At 41.3% G+C, this 19,140-nt stretch carries 17 protein-coding genes; 9 read left to right on the top strand and 8 right to left on the bottom strand.

The window, feature by feature from the left end:
* Positions 1–143: 143 nt before the first annotated feature.
* Positions 144–1,802 carry an MBL fold metallo-hydrolase gene (locus tag KME09_15805; GenBank protein ID MBW4535400.1) on the top strand — a complete coding sequence of 553 codons (1,659 nt, stop codon included), beginning with the start codon at positions 144–146 and terminating at the stop codon, positions 1,800–1,802.
* A gap of 29 nt (positions 1,803–1,831) precedes the next feature.
* Here KME09_15805 and KME09_15800 read toward each other — a convergent pair whose 3' ends face one another.
* Both KME09_15800 and KME09_15795 read right to left on the bottom strand, forming a co-directional pair.
* Positions 1,832–2,143 (bottom strand): hypothetical protein, encoded by a 312-nt coding sequence (locus KME09_15800; GenBank protein ID MBW4535399.1) that lies wholly within the window; start codon positions 2,141–2,143, stop codon positions 1,832–1,834.
* A 197-nt stretch (positions 2,144–2,340) separates the two neighbouring features.
* Positions 2,341–3,120: a hypothetical protein gene (locus KME09_15795; protein ID MBW4535398.1), complete on the bottom strand. Its 780-nt coding sequence runs from the start codon at positions 3,118–3,120 to the stop codon at positions 2,341–2,343.
* A gap of 499 nt (positions 3,121–3,619) precedes the next feature.
* Here KME09_15795 and KME09_15790 point away from each other — a divergent pair, with 499 nt between their 5' ends.
* The 3 genes from KME09_15790 to KME09_15780 all read left to right on the top strand — a co-directional run bounded on the left by KME09_15790 (position 3,620) and on the right by KME09_15780 (position 8,172).
* Positions 3,620–5,878 carry a ribonuclease R gene (locus KME09_15790; GenBank protein MBW4535397.1) on the top strand — a complete coding sequence of 753 codons (2,259 nt, stop codon included), beginning with the start codon at positions 3,620–3,622 and terminating at the stop codon, positions 5,876–5,878.
* 139 nt (positions 5,879–6,017) lie between these two features.
* Complete coding sequence (locus KME09_15785) at positions 6,018–7,322, top strand: TldD/PmbA family protein (GenBank protein ID MBW4535396.1); 1,305 nt, start codon at positions 6,018–6,020, stop codon at positions 7,320–7,322.
* A gap of 97 nt (positions 7,323–7,419) precedes the next feature.
* The gene (locus KME09_15780) at positions 7,420–8,172 is read left to right on the top strand and encodes a DUF3153 domain-containing protein (GenBank protein MBW4535395.1); all 753 of its coding nucleotides are present in this window, start codon (positions 7,420–7,422) and stop codon (positions 8,170–8,172) included.
* A gap of 48 nt (positions 8,173–8,220) precedes the next feature.
* On the opposite strand, the gene KME09_15775 is transcribed toward KME09_15780, so the two are convergent.
* The 4 genes from KME09_15775 to KME09_15760 form a co-directional block, all read right to left on the bottom strand.
* Positions 8,221–9,369 (bottom strand): alanine--glyoxylate aminotransferase family protein, encoded by a 1,149-nt coding sequence (locus KME09_15775; GenBank protein ID MBW4535394.1) that lies wholly within the window; start codon positions 9,367–9,369, stop codon positions 8,221–8,223.
* A 49-nt stretch (positions 9,370–9,418) separates the two neighbouring features.
* Complete coding sequence (locus KME09_15770) at positions 9,419–10,705, bottom strand: flotillin family protein (GenBank protein ID MBW4535393.1); 1,287 nt, start codon at positions 10,703–10,705, stop codon at positions 9,419–9,421.
* Positions 10,706–10,826: 121 nt separating this feature from the next.
* Positions 10,827–12,182, bottom strand: coding sequence for a flotillin family protein (locus KME09_15765; protein ID MBW4535392.1), 1,356 nt, complete (start codon positions 12,180–12,182; stop codon positions 10,827–10,829).
* A gap of 20 nt (positions 12,183–12,202) precedes the next feature.
* Entirely contained in the window at positions 12,203–12,520 is a 318-nt protein-coding gene (locus tag KME09_15760; GenBank protein MBW4535391.1) for an NfeD family protein, read from the bottom strand.
* Positions 12,521–12,666: 146 nt separating this feature from the next.
* Here KME09_15760 and KME09_15755 point away from each other — a divergent pair, with 146 nt between their 5' ends.
* Complete coding sequence (locus KME09_15755; protein MBW4535390.1) at positions 12,667–13,230, top strand: nicotinate-nucleotide adenylyltransferase; 564 nt, start codon at positions 12,667–12,669, stop codon at positions 13,228–13,230.
* A gap of 16 nt (positions 13,231–13,246) precedes the next feature.
* On the opposite strand, the gene nadB is transcribed toward KME09_15755, so the two are convergent.
* Both nadB and psbU read right to left on the bottom strand, forming a co-directional pair.
* A complete protein-coding gene (nadB, locus tag KME09_15750; protein ID MBW4535389.1) occupies positions 13,247–14,863 on the bottom strand; it encodes an L-aspartate oxidase in 1,617 nt (538 codons plus the stop codon).
* Positions 14,864–14,992: 129 nt separating this feature from the next.
* Complete coding sequence (psbU, locus tag KME09_15745; protein ID MBW4535388.1) at positions 14,993–15,403, bottom strand: photosystem II complex extrinsic protein PsbU; 411 nt, start codon at positions 15,401–15,403, stop codon at positions 14,993–14,995.
* Between the two features lie 360 nt (positions 15,404–15,763).
* On the opposite strand from psbU, the gene KME09_15740 reads away from it, so the two are divergent.
* The 4 genes from KME09_15740 (at position 15,764) to KME09_15725 (ending at position 19,085) form a co-directional block, all read left to right on the top strand.
* Entirely contained in the window at positions 15,764–16,411 is a 648-nt protein-coding gene (locus KME09_15740; GenBank protein MBW4535387.1) for a hypothetical protein, read from the top strand.
* Positions 16,412–16,531: 120 nt separating this feature from the next.
* A complete protein-coding gene (locus tag KME09_15735; GenBank protein ID MBW4535386.1) occupies positions 16,532–17,191 on the top strand; it encodes a DUF1295 domain-containing protein in 660 nt (219 codons plus the stop codon).
* Between the two features lie 156 nt (positions 17,192–17,347).
* Entirely contained in the window at positions 17,348–17,929 is a 582-nt protein-coding gene (locus tag KME09_15730; protein MBW4535385.1) for a Uma2 family endonuclease, read from the top strand.
* A 34-nt stretch (positions 17,930–17,963) separates the two neighbouring features.
* Positions 17,964–19,085 (top strand): tRNA (guanine-N1)-methyltransferase, encoded by a 1,122-nt coding sequence (locus tag KME09_15725; protein MBW4535384.1) that lies wholly within the window; start codon positions 17,964–17,966, stop codon positions 19,083–19,085.
* The last annotated feature ends 55 nt before the right edge of the window (positions 19,086–19,140 follow it).

Below are 19,140 nucleotides of genomic sequence, written 5' to 3'. Positions count from 1 at the left end.
ATTCTTAAATTTGGTTAAAAATCTGACCTCTCTCCAATTAAAAATAAATCTCTTTGCTGACATAACCTAAGATTTTAATTAGAGACGTTAATCAAAATGACGTTAAAAATTGAGCAAAATCTGGGTTATTGGGGGTAAAGATTATGAAAATAAGTCAGGGAAAAGCTAAATCTAGTTCCCTGCCTTTATCCTGCTTTACTTACGCAGCAGGTCATGAGGATGAGGGTGTTTGTTTAATGATGCATTTGGGCAAACATCGTATTCTGCTAGATTGTGGTCTAACAGACTTATCCCCATTATTAGATCAAAATCAACCTCCAGCAGATCTAATTTTTTGTTCCCATGCCCACGAGGATCACTGTCGTGGTTTGTTAGAGCTACATCGAGCTTTCCCTCAAATACCGATCTACACTAGTGAGGTGACAGCTAAACTCCTACCCTGTAATTGGGTTGGTCAACTCCAGGGAGAAGATTTATCCTGGTGCCAGGTGTTACCCTGGCGTTCAACTTTAAAGATTACGGACGATCTGCAAATTGAGGTAGTGCCTGCGGGACACTTGCCTGGTGCAGCAGCGATTATTATCACCTACACTACCGCCAAACGTAGCTATCGGGTGATGTATAGTGGAGATTTTTCGGTTTCTAACTTTCAGTTGGTGGAAGGAATGTCCATCGAGCATTTGCGTGGTTTAGCCCCAGATGTGCTGATTTTAGAAGGAAGCTACGGTACGATGCGTCATCCTCATCGTCGTCTTCAAGAAAAACAGCTAATGGAGCGAATTAATCGTGCTTTAGAGGCAGGAAAAGATGTATTGCTACCTGTCCCACCAATTGGTTTAGGACAAGAAATCCTCAAACTATTGCGTTCTCATCATCAATTTACAGGACGAGATTTAGATATTTGGGTGGATGATTCAGTTGCTTTGACCTGTGATATCTATCTAGAATTACTGTCTCAGTTTCCTGTATCCGTGCAAAATTTTGCCAAACATCAAGCCTTATTTTGGGATGAAAGAATTTGTCCACGTATGCGCCGTCTTAATCATCCTAGTCGCTTTGCTACTAGTCAAAATCGCCGAGTTTTCCTAGTAGATTATCACAGTAACTTATGGAGTTACATGTCCGATAAGGTAGCTGACTGGCTAGTTTTGTTGCCAGAACATCCTTTAAACTATATTCATCCACAATCCCCTCAATTAGAATTACTGCACAATTTATCTTCAATTGAGATTGAAACTTACTTGCTAGCAGAGCATAGTGATGGACGAAATACTACACAATTAATTCACAACCTACGACCACAGCACGTTATTTTAGTTCATGGTTCTTTAAACTATCTGCTAGAACTTGCTAGTTTAGAAGAGCTGCGTAATCGATATCAAATACATTCTCCTGCCTCTGGGACATTGCTAGAGTTACCTATCGGCGATCGCTTTGTGCAACCCCAGACTCCCGAACCAATTTACTATGAGGGAGAACTTAACGAAACTAACTCGGCGATCGCCATTGTCTTGCCCGAACATATTAGCAATGACTCTAGATGGAAGCAGGTGGCAGACACAGGTATCATTCAGGCTCGCTGGCAGGGTAATGAGCTAGTGATTAAAGGAGTATCTCAAAGAGAACTATTAAACTCCAATAGTCAGGGGAGAATCTCAGCAGATTTAGACTGCTGCGATCGCTGTTTTCACTATCATAACCAACATTGTTGGAATCAATTTTCTCCCCTCTATGGCTTTAAAGTCATTCCCGAAGGTTACTGCCCTGTGTTTGAAGCCAAGGAAATAGATGAAGTTGGCTGAATTAATTAAACATCCTGGACAGCAATACATTACTCCTGATTATGTTCAGATGATTTTGGGTAAATTTGTTCTGCTTCGGGACAATCATCAGAAACCAGAATTTCAGTGTTAATTTTAGAAACCGAAGCTAATTTTTTGGTGACAGCACCAATGCTTTCTAGACGAACCATTTCTTCCCAGGAGCTGATTTCATCTTCTTCTTCGGTTTCGTAACGAATTGTGACAATATCTCCCTCGAAATCAACAATACGACCGCTCTCGATCCAGCGTTGTTGATCCCGCAAGAAAACACAAACTTCACGACCATCTTGACAGAGTTGATAAATCTTGCGGTGTAGCATGAATTCTCCTGTACGAGTAACTCCTATTTTTGTCTTGCATCTGATTGTATCTATTATTATTGCTATTTTGACACGACGATACAAGAATAATTTATTATTATTATCTTTGAGATTAACAAAATTTTGCAGTAAGCAGCTCAAGATTATTTTGTTACTTGAGAGAAAGTTTACTGGTCAATGATGCGACCAAAAACCTGTTATTGCACAGGATTCGGTAATTTTTCCAAATAGCGCAGAAACTCTAATAACTGCTCATCTGTCAGGTGTAGACGACTTCTTTTGCCGTAACGACTCATCAAAAATTCTTTGCCCTGATCTTTAGTCCAGCTTAAGCGTTTGATTTCAATATCGGTTTTCTGTTTAATTTCATTAAAATCCATTGCTTCTAGCTCAGAAGAAATTAGCTCCGTAGCTGGAGCATCGACATCATGATTCTCTTCTGTCAAAATTGCGGTGGAAGTTTCAGCAGTAAAGGTATCGCCAAATAAATTAGTTTCCCTTGGGGGATCTAAACTCACCACAGGGACTTTTGCTGACAAATCTGGCTGAGATTGGGGGATCTGCGCTTCTACTGCGGTCACAGGGGTAAGATCGGGAAATGAATTTTGACTCTCAATTGCGGGTTCAGCTTGAGGTTTAGAAAAATTAACAATTTGATGATTGCTAGTTTTCTCTGATTTAATCTCTGAATTGATCGACGAAGATGTCTCAGGCTGTGGCTGAACTTTTGCTGGATCGGGTTGGGTTAAAAGAGAACTAACATTGGGCTGCCGATCTAAAAATAAGCTGGCGATCGCTCTTTCTTTGGCAGCGTCTTCCGCAGCTTCTACTGTGGCTGCACCTGCTAGAGCAGTAGCTAAAATAAGATTATCTATTTGCACTATAGCTTTGACAATGTATGTACCTCGGTCTATTTCGATTAATTCACTGACCAAACTTCCTTGAGGATATTTATGACGAAATTTAGCTAGGATCATTATTCTCAGTTTTATTTTTAATCATCATCTCAGTACCAATCTACTACTAATCTACGTTTTATGGCGCTGCGTCGAAGGAAATTGGTGAAGTTGGCTAATCTGTAATTTTGCTAGTCTTTGCGAGTCAAGTAATCTATATAATTATTTAATTGTCGCCAGGGAAACCTAAAGCATTTGCAAAAACACTGATTTGTCAATAAACATCCGTGATAATTTTGCAGCATATAAGGTAAGGAGTATACTATCTCATAACTCCTACGACATCAATCAGTTGAAGGTAAAGGTAAAGCTCAACGACCCACACTTCGTTATTTTAGCTCTGCCACCGCTCAAAACCATTGATTCTCTATTCAGGAATAGCCGTGAAACAGGTAGTTTCCGTCTCAGTTAACCCAGAAAAATATAGGGCTAGGTGTGTAAATAGAGCATACGAGTTACTATAGTTTTCTTCGCTTCTGTAGTAGTTACTAAATTAAAATTGGATAAGGATAATTTTTAGATGGAATTTTCAATCGCCACACTACTTGCTCAGTTTGTTGATGATAAGCTGGTCGCGGGTAAAAATCTAGAAAAGAAATTAGGTTGTGAAGATAACGAGAGTATTCACAAATTACAGGTTACTTTGGATGCTCTTGAGAAAATCAATGTTTTAGTCAAAGAAAGAGGAAAATATCGTCGTATTTATGAAGATAAGGTAGTTGAAGCCAAATTAAGATGCTCTAGTAAAGGATTTTGCTTTGCGATTCAAGAGGAAGAGAGTGCCGATGATATTTATGTGCGAGAAAGTCATTTAAGCAATGCTTGGAATGGCGATCGCGTTTTTGTCAAAATTATTAAAGAAGGAAGTCGTCGTCGTTCCCCTGAAGGAGAAGTTAAGTTAATCCTCGAACGCTCTAATCCCTCTTTATTAGCTACCGTAATTGAAAACGAGTCCAAATATAAAGCCATTCCTCTAGACGATCGCCTCTTATTTGAATTAGACCTAAAGGAAAAAGAAGCAGATCTTAAGGCAGCTGTAGAACATCTGGTTCACGTATCAGTCTTGCGCTATCCTTTGGGGCAACTTCCTCCTTTGGGAACTGTAACTAAAGTTTTAGGCAGTGATGCAGAAGAAGCAGCGGATATCGATATTGTTTCCTGTAAACACGATTTGCCCTTAGATTTTCCCGAAAAAGCAATTAAGGCAACCGCAACTTTACCTGGTGCGCGAATTCCCGCAGCAGAGATTAAGAATCGTCACGATCTGCGCGATAAGCTAACTTTTACCATTGAATCAGAGTTTAATCTGGAAAACAGTTCCTGGATTGAAAATGCTTTTACTTTAGAGCAAACAAGTTTAGGGGAATGGCAGTTAGGGGTACATATTGCTGATGTTGCTCACTACATTGAACAAGACACTATCTTAGATCGGATTGCCAGAAAACGTGGTGTAGCTGTCAACCTACGCAAACAAGTACTACCTTTGTTTCCCGAAAAAGTTAGTAAACTCTGTTCTTTAATTCCAGGAAGAAGTCGCCTAACAATCTCCGTGATGTTAACTATCGACTCTCAGGGTAATACTAGTGAGTATCAAATTATTCCTTCGGTGATCTCGGTAGACCACCAGCTTACTTATCAAGAGACTCAAGAATTAATTAGCGACGATAAAAAACCTGGGAAAAAATTAGCGAGTCTACTACCAGCGCTGAAAGACTTATTCTTTACGATTAGTCCTCTAGTCAAGGCACAACGCTTACAAAGAGGCGGTTTAGAGGTAACTACTCCAGAAAATCATAGCCTGTTCAAAGATGAGGGTCGAGTCGGTGCTATTTTAGGCGTTGCTTTTCTACCTGTTCACTCCATGCTGACTGAGTTGACTATCTTGGCAGGAAAAGCTGTGGCAGAGCATTTACAGGCATTAGAACTACCAGGCATCTATTGCACCCAAGTTGAGCCTGATGTAGAAGAATTAGAAGATTTAATTAAGCTGGGGAGTAATTTAGGTTTAGCTATTGACCTAAATGTCGAAGAGCGAGTTTCTTCTCAAGACTACCAACGTTTAATCGAACAGTTTGATACTTCTTCTGCTGTAATGGTGTTGAATTATCTATTACAGAGTACTTTTAAACCTGTTAAGTATCTGACTAAACCAGGAAAACACTTTGGTTTAGCTTACGAAGAAGGTTATACTCACTGCATTTCCCCTGGTCAAAGATACATTGACTTAATTATTCAGCGTATTCTTAAAGCCGTATTTGAGCATGGACGCGATCGCCGTCACAGTCGGACAAAAGAAGGGATAGATTTGACCAGCAGCAGCTGTCATGGACAGATTAACTGGAAGGTATTGCCACCTAATGTTCAGGAACAAATTGAAACCGACATTCAAACCATGTTGCCTTTCCTCAACGATCGCGAGAAACAGGCAGAAGACGCAGAACGAGATCTGGCAGGTTTGAAAAAAGCCGAACAAATGAAAGAGCGCACTGGGAAAATCTTTGAAGGATTAATTACTGGGGTACAATCCTACGGCTTCTTTGTCGAGATTGAAGACTTACTCGTCGAAGGTTTAGTTCATGTTAGCTCCCTTAAGGATGACTGGTATGAATATCGTTCCCGTAATAGCTGTTTAGTCGGCAGAAAAAATCGTACTGCCTATCGTTTAGGCGATCGCGTTGAAGTAGAAGTTAAAAGCGTTGACTACTATCGTCAACAAATCGATCTCGTTACCGTTGGTGGTGGCAGTGAAGCGCAAAATGCTGACTGGGAAGAGGAGTAATTAAGTAATGAGTAATGAGTAACGAGTAGGGAAGAGGAGTAATTAAGTAATGAGTAATGAGTAACGAGTAATGAGTAACGAGTAATAAGTAGACAAAGTTAGAAGCTAATCAAAAAGCAAGACTATTAAAGGATCAGACATGAAGGATCAGATAATTGAACAGGTAATCGATCTGGCAAAGAAAAAAGGAATTGAGGCGGAGGTTTTTTATGTTGCTAGTCAGGATACGCCAATTGAGTTTGGCAATAATCGTTTAAAGTCTCTGGAAACAAAAGCTGCGGAAGGGATTGCTTTGCGGGTAATTGCCGATCGCAAGTTGGGATTTGCCAGCTCTAGCGATCTAACTCGTTTAGAGGATTTAGTTGATGCAGCGATCGCCACTGCGGAAATTGGCGATCCAGTCGAGTTTGACTTTGCTCAAGACGTTAATTCAGTGGAGAGAATAAGCGATTATCAACCCCCTAATACAGCTACCTTAGTCGGAGTTGGAGAAGATTTGATTAGCAAGGTGCATCAATATAATCCTGATATCTTGGTAGATGTCAGCTTCCATAGCCGTACTAGTCAAGCGAAATTAGCCACCACTACCAATGTTTATACCGAACAGCATAGTCAAAGTCTGAGTGCAGTTATATCGGGCAATTTAGTTCGCGGGGAAGACTTTTTACAGGCATATGCTTATGAAGTAACTCGCGATCGCCAACCTGATTATCAAGCGATCTTACAAAAGCTAATTACGAAGTATCAGCAGGCGGAAGGATCAGCGAGTATTACTAGTGGTACTTATCCTGTGCTGTTTACTCCCAGTGCCGTCAGCAGCACGATGGGCAGCATGTTTGGCACAATTTTCTCTGGTCAAGCTATTGTCCAAAAAGCCTCTCCGTTAACGGATAAGCTGGGAGAAAAGATCGTTGATGAGCGCGTTTCTGTGTTTGAAGATCCCAGTATTGGGGTTTCTGCCTGTGAGTTTGATGATGAAGGAGTACCTACTAGCAAGAAACATTTAATTGAGCAGGGCGTAGTTAAGCAGTTTTATTGGGATAGACGCTGGGCTGCTCGTCAGGGCATTAACTCTAGTGGAAATGGTTTTCGGGGCGGAATTTCCCGTCCTAGCCCCAGTCTAGCTAATGTTTGTCTTGCTCCTGGTAAAACAGCGGTTGAAGATCTAATCGCAGGGATCTCAGAAGGCATTATTGTCGATCAGGTTTTGGGTGCGGGACAGTCTAATGTTTTGGCGGGAGAATTTTCCGTCAATATAGATTTAGGTTACAAAGTCGAGCAGGGTAAAATCGTCGGCAGAGTAAAAGATACAATGGTAGCAGGGAATATTTTTGAGGCTTTTTCTAACCTCGTCGATTTAAGCGATCGCCCTGAATGGGTCGGCAGTAGTGCATATGTTCCTTATATCTTGTTTGCTGGCTTAGGAGTCGCAGCGAGGCAATGAATAGTGGGTAATGGGTAATGGGTAATGGGTAATGGGTAATGGGTAATCATGCCCACCAAAAGTAAATTAGTCAAGGGGAAGTTATAAATAACTAATCATGAAAAGCAGTAGTATTGTAAGGTTTCTGTTGCCGATTGTTTTATGTTTAGCTACTTTACTTACAGGCTGTGTTGATTACCAGGTGGGGGTCAATTTTGCGACTCCCTATAGTGGAGAGATTACCCAGCAGATTAAAGTTAGCGATCAGCTGAGTAACTTAGCGCCAAACGAGACAAAAAAGTGGTTGCATAGTTTAGAAAAGCGATCGCGTAAATTAGGTGGCAAAGTAGAAAAGCTAAATACTCAGGAATTGATGTTAACTATTCCTTTTGGAAATGGTGCAGAATTAGCCGAAAAGTTTAATCAGCTTTTTCAAACTAATGTTGTGCCTAATGCCACTATCCCCAAGGAGAAAGCAGATCTAATTAAGCTTAATTCTCAGGTATGGATACATCAAAGCAATCTAGTTTTTGTAGAAAGAAATAATTTAGATCTGGCGATCGATTTAAGAGCTTTAAAAGTTCTGACTCAACAGGATAAAATCATTATTAATCCAGATTCTGTGGCTAACTTAAAGTTTCAGCTAACTACTCCTTGGATTGCCCACAGCATTTCTAATGCAGATCAGCTTCAGCCAACTAACAATCTCCTCCAAAAAGGTTTGGTTTGGCAACTGAAGCCAGGGGAAATAAATCATATTGAAGCGGTATTTTGGCTACCTAGTCCAATTGGTATCGGTGCAGCAGTTATCGTCCTTTTAGGGATCTTGGGTTACTTACTCAAATACCGTCGTTTTCCTGGAGTAGCGTAATTTAACCGTAGGGGCGAATGGTATTCGCCCTTAAATTTCAAGTTCAAACTAAGACTTTAAAACTTTTTCCAAAGCATTTAGTAACAACAAAACATTTTCAGGACGACTGTTGTAGCCCATCAAGCCAATACGCCAGACTTTACCGCCTAATTCCCCTAAACCACCAGCAATTTCAATATTGTATTCTGTCAGCAGTTTTTTGGCGATCGCTTTACCGTCCACGCCATCAGGAATTTTAACTGTAGTTAAAGTCGGGAGGCGGAATTCTTGTTCTACGTGACAACTTAAACCAATTTCAGCTAAACCAGACCAGAGCATTTCAGCATTACGTTGATGACGTTGCCAGCGTTCTGCTAATCCTTCTTCGGCGACGATGCGTAGGGACTCCCGTAAGCCATAGTTAGTATTAATTGGCGCAGTGTGGTGATAAACCCTTTGTTCGCCCCAATATTTTGCCAACAGAGTCATATCCAAATACCAGTTAGGCACGGGTTTGGCGCGGTTGTTTAACTTGGCTACAGCACGCTGACTCATGGTAAAGGGAGATGCTCCAGGAGGACAGCCTAACCCTTTTTGGCTACAGCTATAGGCGAGGTCGATACCCCAGTCATCGATGTATAAAGGAACACCACCCAAGCTAGTAACGGTGTCTACCAGCAGCAGACAGTTATGCTGACGACATAAATCCGCCACTCCTTCTAAGGGTTGGCGTGCGCCTGTAGAAGTCTCGGCATGAACTAAAGCCAGAATAGCTGGCTGGTGGGTTTCTAGGTTGCTTTTAATCTCCTCAAGCGAAAATACCTGTCCCCAAGGTTTAGTCATCGTGCGCACATCTGCGCCATATCGCCCCGCCATATCGACCAAACGATTACCAAAATAGCCTTTAACCCCAACTAAAACCACATCTCCAGGTTCAACGGAATTAGCCAAAGTTGCTTCCATGGCTGCTGTTCCTGTTCCCGCTACGGCGATGGTTAATTCATTTTCTGTTTGCCAAGCATAGCGCAGCAAATCTCTAATCTCATCCATCAACATAAGATAGGTTGGATCTAAATGTCCAACAGGACTAACGCTGGTGGCTGCTAAGACTCTTGGATTGACGTTGGCGGGGCCTGGCCCTAACAAGAGGCGGGGAGGCATATCAAGCTGTTTGGTTTTAAGGCGATAGCGATCGCTGATTCCTGTGGTTGCAACCATATCTTTAATCTCTCAACTGGTTTAGTTATTGCCTAGTGTATCAATGGGGTTATGATTCAATCTCGCTTGGTTGCAGTTTCTTAACTGATTTGGCTGATTTAACTGCCTCATTACCAGTAAGATTCTGGGCTACCTGGGCAACATCTACCCCTGTGGTTTGTCTTAGCTGTTCCACAAAAGAAGCTATTTGAGTGGCCTTACCACCGTCTTTACCGTCAATTACCGTCAGGCTTTCAACCTTTACGTTGGGTACTCCCGCAGCCATCATTTTCATTAAAGTTTCTAGCTTTTGGAACAAGAAGATATCTTTAGCATCTGCCCCTGCTGCTTTCCAAGACTCTGCTAAACGTTGTGTACCTTCAGCTTGAGCTTTCCCATCTTCGATAATACTAGCAGCATCTCCTTTCGCTTTGGCGATCGCTTGTTTACATTGTGCTTCGGCTGGGGCGACTATATCTGCCTGTAGCTGTTGTTTTACCTGTTTGATCCGTTCATTTTGAACTGCTAACTCGGCTTCGGCTTTGGCTATCTTAGCTATTACCTCCGCTTCCGCTTCGGCAACTAAGGCCGATCGTTTAGTTACGGCATCACGGATTCTTTTTTCCGCTTCCGCTTTGGCAATTTCTAAATCTCGCCCAATTTGTCTGAGGGAAGTAGATTTTTTGTTCGCCGAATCTTTAATGTTAGATTCCGCTTTGGCTGTAGCTTCCGCAATACGAGCATCCCTTAAGAGTTCTGCCTGCTGTTGTCGCCCAATCGAATTGAGATAATGTACCTCGTCGGAGATATTTTGAATTTGCAGGTTATCTAAGACCAAACCTAATTTTTCTAGATCTTCTTCTGCTTCATCCAATAAGCTTTTCGCAAAAGCAATCTTGTCTTCATTCACTTGTTCGGGTGTTAAACTCGCTAATACTCCGCGCAGATTTCCTTCTAAGGTTTGTTTAGCCAGCATTTCAATCTGATTACGGCTTTTACCCAGCAACCTTTCAATTGCATTATGAATTGTCGGTTCTTCACCAGCAATCTTAATATTAGCTACACCTTCAACGGTCAAAGGAATACCACCCTTGCTATAGGCGCTGGCAACTTGTAACTCAATGATCATGTTAGTTAAGTCCATACGGAAGGCTTGTTCTAAAAGAGGAGTCCGAATGCTGCTACCTCCTTTAACTAATCGATAGCCTTTCTCGATCCCGTCTTGTCCTTTAGTTTTTGTCCCCGCAAAGATCAGAATTTCACTGGGTTGGCAGATGTAATAAAGTTTGCTGATTACATACCATCCCGCTGATGTACCTAAACCAAAAATTGCTAATAAAGTTGCAATGATACTCATATGATTACTAATTACTAATTACTGATCGATTGGTGGGCATTATTTTAGGCGATCGATCTTTATTCTAATTATTGGCGATGCCCACCCTACATTGTTCTGATTACTGATTACTGTTCACTGCTCATTGTTCTGTGTTCTGTCGGCTGTTAAGAGTGCCAATTACATCAATACCCAAGGTGTCGTTAACGCTGTTGAGGAATTGAGCGATGATTTCGGGATAGACGTTAACTAAACTGGCAAGAGATTTACCGTCACCGTTATCGATTACATTTACTTTTTCTAGTTTCAATCTTTCGGGGATGGCGACAGCTTCAGCTAAGACAGTTTCTAGCTGTTGAATAAGAAATAATTCTTTGGCATCTTTGCCTGTTGATTGCCATACTTTTCCCAGCATCTCGTTAACTAAGGCTGCTGCTTCGGCATTTTCTTTTAAGGCTGCTGCTTGACCCTTTGCCCGTAAACCTTTTGCCACCCTATCGGCTTCAGCGGGCAATACCCGATCTGCTTCTAGCCTCAACCTTTCTAGCTGCGCCCTAACTGTCTGTAATTGCTGCTGTGCTTTAGCTGCCGCTTCTAGAGCTGCTGCGGTGGTGCGCTCTTCTTCCGATCGCGCTTTTTGTTCTAATTCAGCCGTCACTTTGCGCAGTTCATTCTCTTTATCTTGAACCACAATTCGATCTTGGGTAATGGCTACCGCAGTTTCTTCTTGGCACTGTGCTTCAATTTGTTCGGCTTCTGTCAGGGCATTAGATTCGGCAATTTCAGCATTTTTAATCACCAGGGCAATTTGTCTGCGTCCCAAGGAATTAAGATAATCAACGTTATCGGAGATGGTTTGAATTTTGAGAATATCTAGCTGTAAACCCAACTTAACTAAATCTCGCCTGACATCAGAAGCAATCCGTTCAGAAAACTGGAGACGGTTTTCGTTTAGCTGTTCGGGAGTCAGAGTCGCCACTACACCTCGAAGATTACCTTCTAGGGTTTCTCTAGCCACTCGGCTTATTTCTTGGCGATCTTGGTCTAGAAAGCGCTCGATCGCATTGCCCACTACCTGCGGATCGCTGGATATTTTGACATTGGCGATCGCTTGAATATCTAAAGGTGTACCCCCCTTGGCATAAGCGTTGGTCACTTTAACCGTTACTGGCATGGTGGTGACATCGATACGTTTTACTGTCTCTAAAATAGGAATTCTAATACCTCGTCCACCTGTAAGCACCCGATAGCCTACTTCTTGTCCACTGGCAGTTTTGCGTTTACGTCCCGACAGGATCACCACCTCATTTGGTTTGCAGACACATAAGAATGAGTTGAGAAACCAGATTAAAAGTACTGTACCGAAGATGCCTAAAGACACTACCATCGGTATAAATAAGCTATCTAAGTTATTGTTACTATTTAACTGCGGTGTTTCCAGCTGTGCAACTACCGTTTTTTGCAGTTTTATCTTTGAATAATTGTTATGAGTTGTCATAATTAAATTCTTGCCATATTTTAGCGCGTGACCCAAACTCTATTGCCCTGCATCTGAATAATTAAAACGCGATCGCCCTGTAAAAATTCTTGCTGGTCATCGGTAAGTGCCACTAAATCTACTATTGAACCTTTAACCTCAACTCGCACTTTCCCCTTGCTCTGGGCATCAAAAGGCAGTTCGACAATGGCCCATAAGCCGATTAAATCTTCTGGCTTCATTAAGCTATCAACAATCTCTCGTTGTCGCCAAAAATAAATAAACCAGACAATTAATGCCCCGATGAAAATACCCACGGTGATCGAAATCACGGTGATAGTTAACAGAAAATAGTTCATGGGCTTGTCATACTGTTAATGTCTAACTGCGATCTGCCCCAGATTTTTGCATCGATAGTAATTAAATTTAATTGAAAAGTATTCATCGTTTGCTTTCTCCGTATTCTAGTCTTATTAGCAAAACTAAACTCAGTAACTAGCCATTAATGAAAAAAATTGCTTTGTTTGGCACTAGTGCCGATCCCCCAACCATAGGACATCAGACTATTTTACACTGGCTATCACAGCATTACGATCGCGTAGTAGTTTGGGCATCAGATAATCCGTTTAAACAGCAGCAAACTGCCTTGCAATACCGTAATGAGATGTTGCAGCTAGTAGTTGACGATCTTGGTCTGAATAATATTAGTCTCCATCCAGAATTAAGCGATCGCTATACTTTAATTACCGTCAACAAAGCGAGGCAAAAATGGGGACAGAAGATTGAGTTGAGCTTGGTAATTGGTTCGGATATTCTCCCGCAAATCCATAGTTGGTATTGTATTAAAGAATTACTAGAGCAAGTAAAACTGTTAATTGTACCCCGTGCGGGATATGGCATTGAAACAACAGATTTAGCCAGCTTGAATCGTCTGGGTGGAGAATATGCGATCGCCAGTTTAAAAGTAGCCGAAGCATCTTCTAGTAATTATCGTGTGCAAAAAGACCAAAGTTTAGTTACCCCTGCGGTTAAAGATTATATTGAGCAGCGGAATTTATATCAAATCTAAAAATAGCTAAATTTACTCAAGATTTACGCCACTGTTCCTGGTGGATTATTGTATGCTTCTGCCAGCTATCTAAAGTGTCGGGATAATCTACACGATAATGTCCACCACGGCTTTCGGTGCGGAATGCTGCGCTTTGAAGAATTAGATAGCCGATATCAAGTAAATTGAGTGTTTCTGCATATAGTTTTAACTGAGATTCTGCTGTGGCATCAGGTAGTTTAAACTGCTGTGTGGGCGATGCAGTCACATATTGATTCAAGCTTAAATTGTGCATTTGCGATCGCCAATCCCTTACCTGAGCGATCGCCGATGCCAGAGTAGTCGCCGTACGGCAGATTCCCGCACTTTGCCACATTAATTCGGGTAATTTATTTCTAATGGAAGTGACTAAATTTAGTTCTGTTTCCCAGTCAGCAGATATTGCTTGAATTGCTGGGGCATCAATGGTTGGGAGGGAAGGAGGCTGTAATTTTGCCAGTTGAGCAGCATAAACGACACATTCCAACAAAGAATTACTCGCCAGACGATTTGCTCCGTGTACTCCAGTACTAGCGGTTTCGCCCACTGCATATAGTCCAGGAATCGAAGTTTGGTTCATGGTATCAACGGCAATTCCGCCCATCCAATAATGAGCAGCAGGCGTTACGGGTATTGGCTTGGTGAAGATATCTACATTCCAATGTTGACAGACGCGAATAATATTAGGAAACCGATAGCGGATGCGCTCTGGAGGAATTGCTTGGAGATCGAGAAAAACATGACTTGCTCCTGTCTTTTGTAAATGGCTAAAGATAGCTCGGCTGACTATATCTCTAGGGGCTAATTCTCCGTCAGGATGATAGTCAAAAGCAAAACGCTTGCCACTATGGTCAATCAAGTGCGCCCCTTCGCCTCTAACCGCTTCACTAATTAAAAATCTGGGTGCGCCAGGTACAGTTAAAGCGGTGGGATGAAACTGGACAAATTCTAGATCTCTGATTATTGCTCCACTGCGCCAGGCGATCGCTACTCCATCCCCCGTACTTACTTCGGGATTGGTAGTCTGGGAAAATACCTGTCCGCCTCCTCCCGTGGCAAGAATAACAGCCCCAGCTTGAATCCAACTCACATGATAGTCTTTTAAAATACTGATACCCTGACACTCCTGGCGGGAATTCAGCCAAAGTTTGAGGGCAAATGCTTGGGATAATACCTGAATATTCTTTCTTTGTAATACCTGCTGGGCTAAAGTCGCGACGATCGCCCTCCCCGTAGTATCCGCAGCATGGAGTACCCTGGGGCGAGAATGGGCTGCTTCTAGGGTCATAGCAAGCTGGCTTTGATGCCGATCGAATGCCACTCCCATCTCTACTAAAGATTTAATTGAACTTTCCGCATGATCTACTAAAAATTGAACTGCATGGCGATCGCATAATCCCGCTCCCGCCTTAAGAGTGTCGTTTAAATGTAACTCAGGAGAATCTTCCCCACTGATAGCAGCAGCAATCCCACCTTGGGCCCAATCACTAGCTCCTGTATTTAACTGATCTTTGGTGACTAAAGCTACTGACAAATTATCGGGCAGACATAAAGCACCATAAAGCCCCGCAGCCCCTGAACCCACAACTATGACATCAAACTTAGGGTAAATCAATTTTAGTTATTTTAAATCTTAATTGGAGATCATCATGCCATATAGGGCTAAAAAAACCACGCTCAATCAATAAACGTGGTCATAAAAGTTACCTTGTAAAAGCTATAAGCTATAAGCTATTAAGTTAGTCTAATATAGTCCAGGATTATAGCGATCGCCACCAGCATTCATGGAAGCTTCTACATCAGTCACAAAAAACTCATCTATGTTAGCCTGTAAGCGTTCAGCTTGAGTTGGACTCAAGCCAGGAATATCTAAGACATCTTCTACATCTTTGTAGGGAGCATTTTGAATGATTTTACTGGCTAGATCGGGATAAAATCCACGCAGTCTGCGAAATTCACGGACATCACTGTTATTCAGGTCTAATTTACCCTTAATGAATTCTTTCCGCTTAGCATCGGATGTATTGACACGAGCTAAAAGTGCTGAAGGCTGAATAGTATATATTCCTGCTGCACTTGCATTGGCTGTGGGAGTAAATCCCCAAGCACCGACAATTAATAATAAGGCAGCTACAATGCCTACAAGTCTCTTCATTGATTTTAATTTCTCCTGATTGAAAAATATGTTACGACTAGAGAAATAATATCTCTCTATAGTTAATAATTTTTGTTTGCTATTTATTTTCTTTTAAGGTTCTAACGTCTAAATGACGCTGGAAACCTGCTAGCAGATCGCATTGATATATATCATAATTCTTTCAATCCATTTTTTAAATACCAATTTGGCGCAATTACAGTTCTAGCTCGACAACAGCACGATCGCATCGAAGATGTAGATCTATAAATAAAGCGATCGAAATCATTTCTCTTCAATATGATCTAGGTAATGATTTTAAAATACAGTTTTCCCAGAATGATTTTTTCTATTACTGAGACATTTTAAACATTATTTCATATGTTGCTATCTAAATTATTAACGTTATTCTCATCTGAACCCACCTATAATCCTCAATTAGATCGAGCTAGAGCAAGACATCATAACTTACCTAAAACTGAGAACGATAAATTTTATTTCTTAGCTCATCAAAACTACCGCCAGGCTTGTAATACGGCTCAAGACAGATATGCTGATTTAGCCAAAACTCTACGGGCTGTGGTCAAAGAGCATTATGCTTCAGCAGAACAAAATAAAATTAATGCCATTATCATTTCGGCGATCGATATTTTGACCAGCAAAGCTAGCATCTTTCCTGATATGGATTATGAAGATGTTTGGTACACCGATCATTACGACTTGATTGAATTGGCCAGAAATATGGGCGTAGGAGACGAGACTTTGCCTCATTGGTCACAAGAGCCTAACCTCTACAATCGCTATTTAGAACTGCGTAGTGCCGATTTAGTGCAGATTTTAATCGAAGTTTCGGAAGAAGCTTTGATTGATGGTTATCAATCTGGGGCTGATGTCCATAAATGGTTTAGCTACATAGCCAGAGAAGCCCTTAAGTCGCGTAAAAGAATATCTCGCTATCGCCGTAAACAAAGCGAATCTCTATATATTTCCTGTCGAGGTTCAAGTATTGGTGATTGGGATAAAAATTAAACCCGCGAAGCGGTTAGCTATCTCTAACTAGGGTAACGTGAGTTCCGAGTTTCCAGACTTGTAAAATAAAACTAAGGTTATGATGTTAAAAAACTTTACATACTTCTGGACTCAAAAGTAATGAAAATAAAATACGCAATCAATTTACACAAATTCTTAACATCTGGCGTTGTTTTAGGCTTGATGGCTGTTTATCACAATTTTACGCTCACACCTTGGATTTATCTCGCTCTACATGGAACTTATGGCATCATGTGGCTGATTAAAGATAGTCTTTATCCCGATCGCCAATGGGAAAAAGAAGTTAATTTCGGCACAGGGTTGGGTATTTTTGTTTTTCTCCTCTCATATTGGGTTGCGCCCTTTATTTTAATTAGTAGTGGAGTCCAACCGAGTGCGCCTTTGATCGCAATAGCGATCGCCACTAACTTATTTGGTGTGTTTCTCCATTATGGTAGCGATGCCCAAAAATACTTTACTCTTAAGTATCAAAAAGGCTTAATCACCGAAGGTTTCTTTAGTCGTAGTCGGAACCCAAACTACTTAGGCGAAATTTTAATCTATCTTGGTTTTGCGCTATTGACGCAACATTGGCTGCCGTTAGCTATTTTGGGCGTGTTCTGTGCTTTGGTCTTTGTTCCCAACATGCAGAAAAAAGATCAATCTCTAGCGCGTTATCCAGAGTTTGCAGCCTATAAAGCACGTTCAGGTTTACTCTTCCCTAAGTTATGGGTGAGCAAGTCAGCGGCACAAGCTACACAAGCAGCAGAAATTAATTAGTTTTGTCGTCTGAGCTAGGCGATCGCTGTATAATTTTATTTTTTTTGTGACTGTAAAAATTAGGATAATAGTTAGGATAAATAAACGACTGTTGCTAGTAAACATGGGAGCAAACAGAGTAAATGTAATTACTGGCAACATTCAGCGTTAGGTAAAATGACACAAGCAATTGAGAAAAAGACCTATACAACTCAAGAATATTTTGAATTTGAGCTAGGTTCAGCAGAACGTCATGAGTACGACAATGGAGAACTTAGATTAATGACGGGAGGCACGCCAAACCACAATAGGATTTGCCGTAACTTGCTAATTGCTCTGGAACTAGCTTTTAAAGAGCAACCATATGAAACCTTTGTTACAGACCAACGTCTTTGGATTCCAGAACGCAATCTCTATACTTATCCTGATATTATGGTTCTGGAAAAACCGATTCAGCTACAGGAAAGCCGAACTGATACGGTAATGAATCCTTGTTTGATCGCCGAAGTCCTTTCCAAATCGACAAAAGACTACGATCGCAGTGAGAAGTTTCTGGCATATCGTACCATCGAAACTTTTCAGGAATATCTTCTAGTCAATCAGTATCAGATTCAGGTAGAACATTGCCTTAAAACTGCTGCTAATCAATGGTTGCTTTCGGAATACACCGATCCTCAAGTTATTCTCAATTTAAACTCAGTGGGTTTAAAACTAAAAATTGCTGATATATATAAAAATGTTGAATTTAGCGAAGCCTAATTTATAGTAATACTAGACAATGTTAGGACATTAGTTGAAAAATCTACCTCATTGGCATCAGGAAGAAAAAGCCAAGTTTCAAGTTAATCAGGCTTTTTATAATCCTCGTAATAAATTTGTGCGGGATCTTGGAGTACTTGCTGCTGCTGTCTATAAACAAGACCACGGCAGCCTCAAAGTGTTAGATACTCTAGCTGGTTGTGGGGTTCGTAGCTTACGTTACTATCTAGAAAGCAATGCTGATTATTTGTGGGTCAATGACGGGAATTACCAGCTTAACTCTACAATACAGCAAAACTTAAGTTTAGCGATCGCCCCTGAACATTTTCAGATTACTCACCAAGATGCCCATCGAGTTTTCTTTCGCTGTTATCAAGAGCGTGACTACTACGATCTAGTAGATGTAGATTGCTTTGGTAGTGCTGTACCCTATCTCAATACGATGCTTTGGGCAACTAAAATTGGTGGCTTGATGTATCTTACCTGCACCGATGGCAGGACTCTTACAGGGCATCCTCCCGAAAAAACCGTTCAAGCTTATAATGCGATCGCTCGTTCCCATCCCGCTATTCAAGAACAGGCTTTAAGATTACTCATTGGGGCAACTCAACAACAGGCTGCAACTAAAGGATTGGGTATTGAACCAATATTTTCCCTTTTTACAGGGCAAACCTATCGCGTGATGTTGCGTCTAGTATCTAAACCTCAGCTAACTGCAAATAACTATGGCTTTCTTGCCTATTGTCATCATTGCGGTAACTATCAAACCTTTTCCTGGCGTAAATTAAATAAAGTTGGCTGTACCTGTCAAGAACCTGCCATTACTATCAGTGGGGCGATGTGGTTGGGTAAACTGCACGATGAGCAACAGCTAAAACGTTTTCAAACCTTAGCTCAAGAGTGGAATTGGCAAAAAATAGTCAAGTTGCTAAATCTCATGCAAGGCGAAATCAATTTCCCTCCCTACTTTTATACCCTGGGGCAAATTGGCAATCGAGGTAAACTAGATTTACCCAAGCGATCGCATTTAATTCAAGCCTTACAAGACCAAGGCTATCAAGCAGCAGCCACTCATATTTCACCCGCAGGAATTAAAACCAATGCCAAGATGGAGGATATTATTGCGGTAGCAAGTGCGATCGCAACCAACATTTAGAGCTAATCTGTCAAAGTTTAAATAAACAACTTTTATGGTCAACTGATTGCTTTTT

Source organism: Pleurocapsa minor HA4230-MV1 (assembly GCA_019359095.1).
Taxonomy (GTDB): Bacteria; Cyanobacteriota; Cyanobacteriia; order Cyanobacteriales; family Xenococcaceae; genus Waterburya; species Waterburya minor.
The sequence above is the reverse complement of the archived record's forward strand: the minus strand, read 5'-3'. Positions and strand labels throughout refer to the sequence as shown.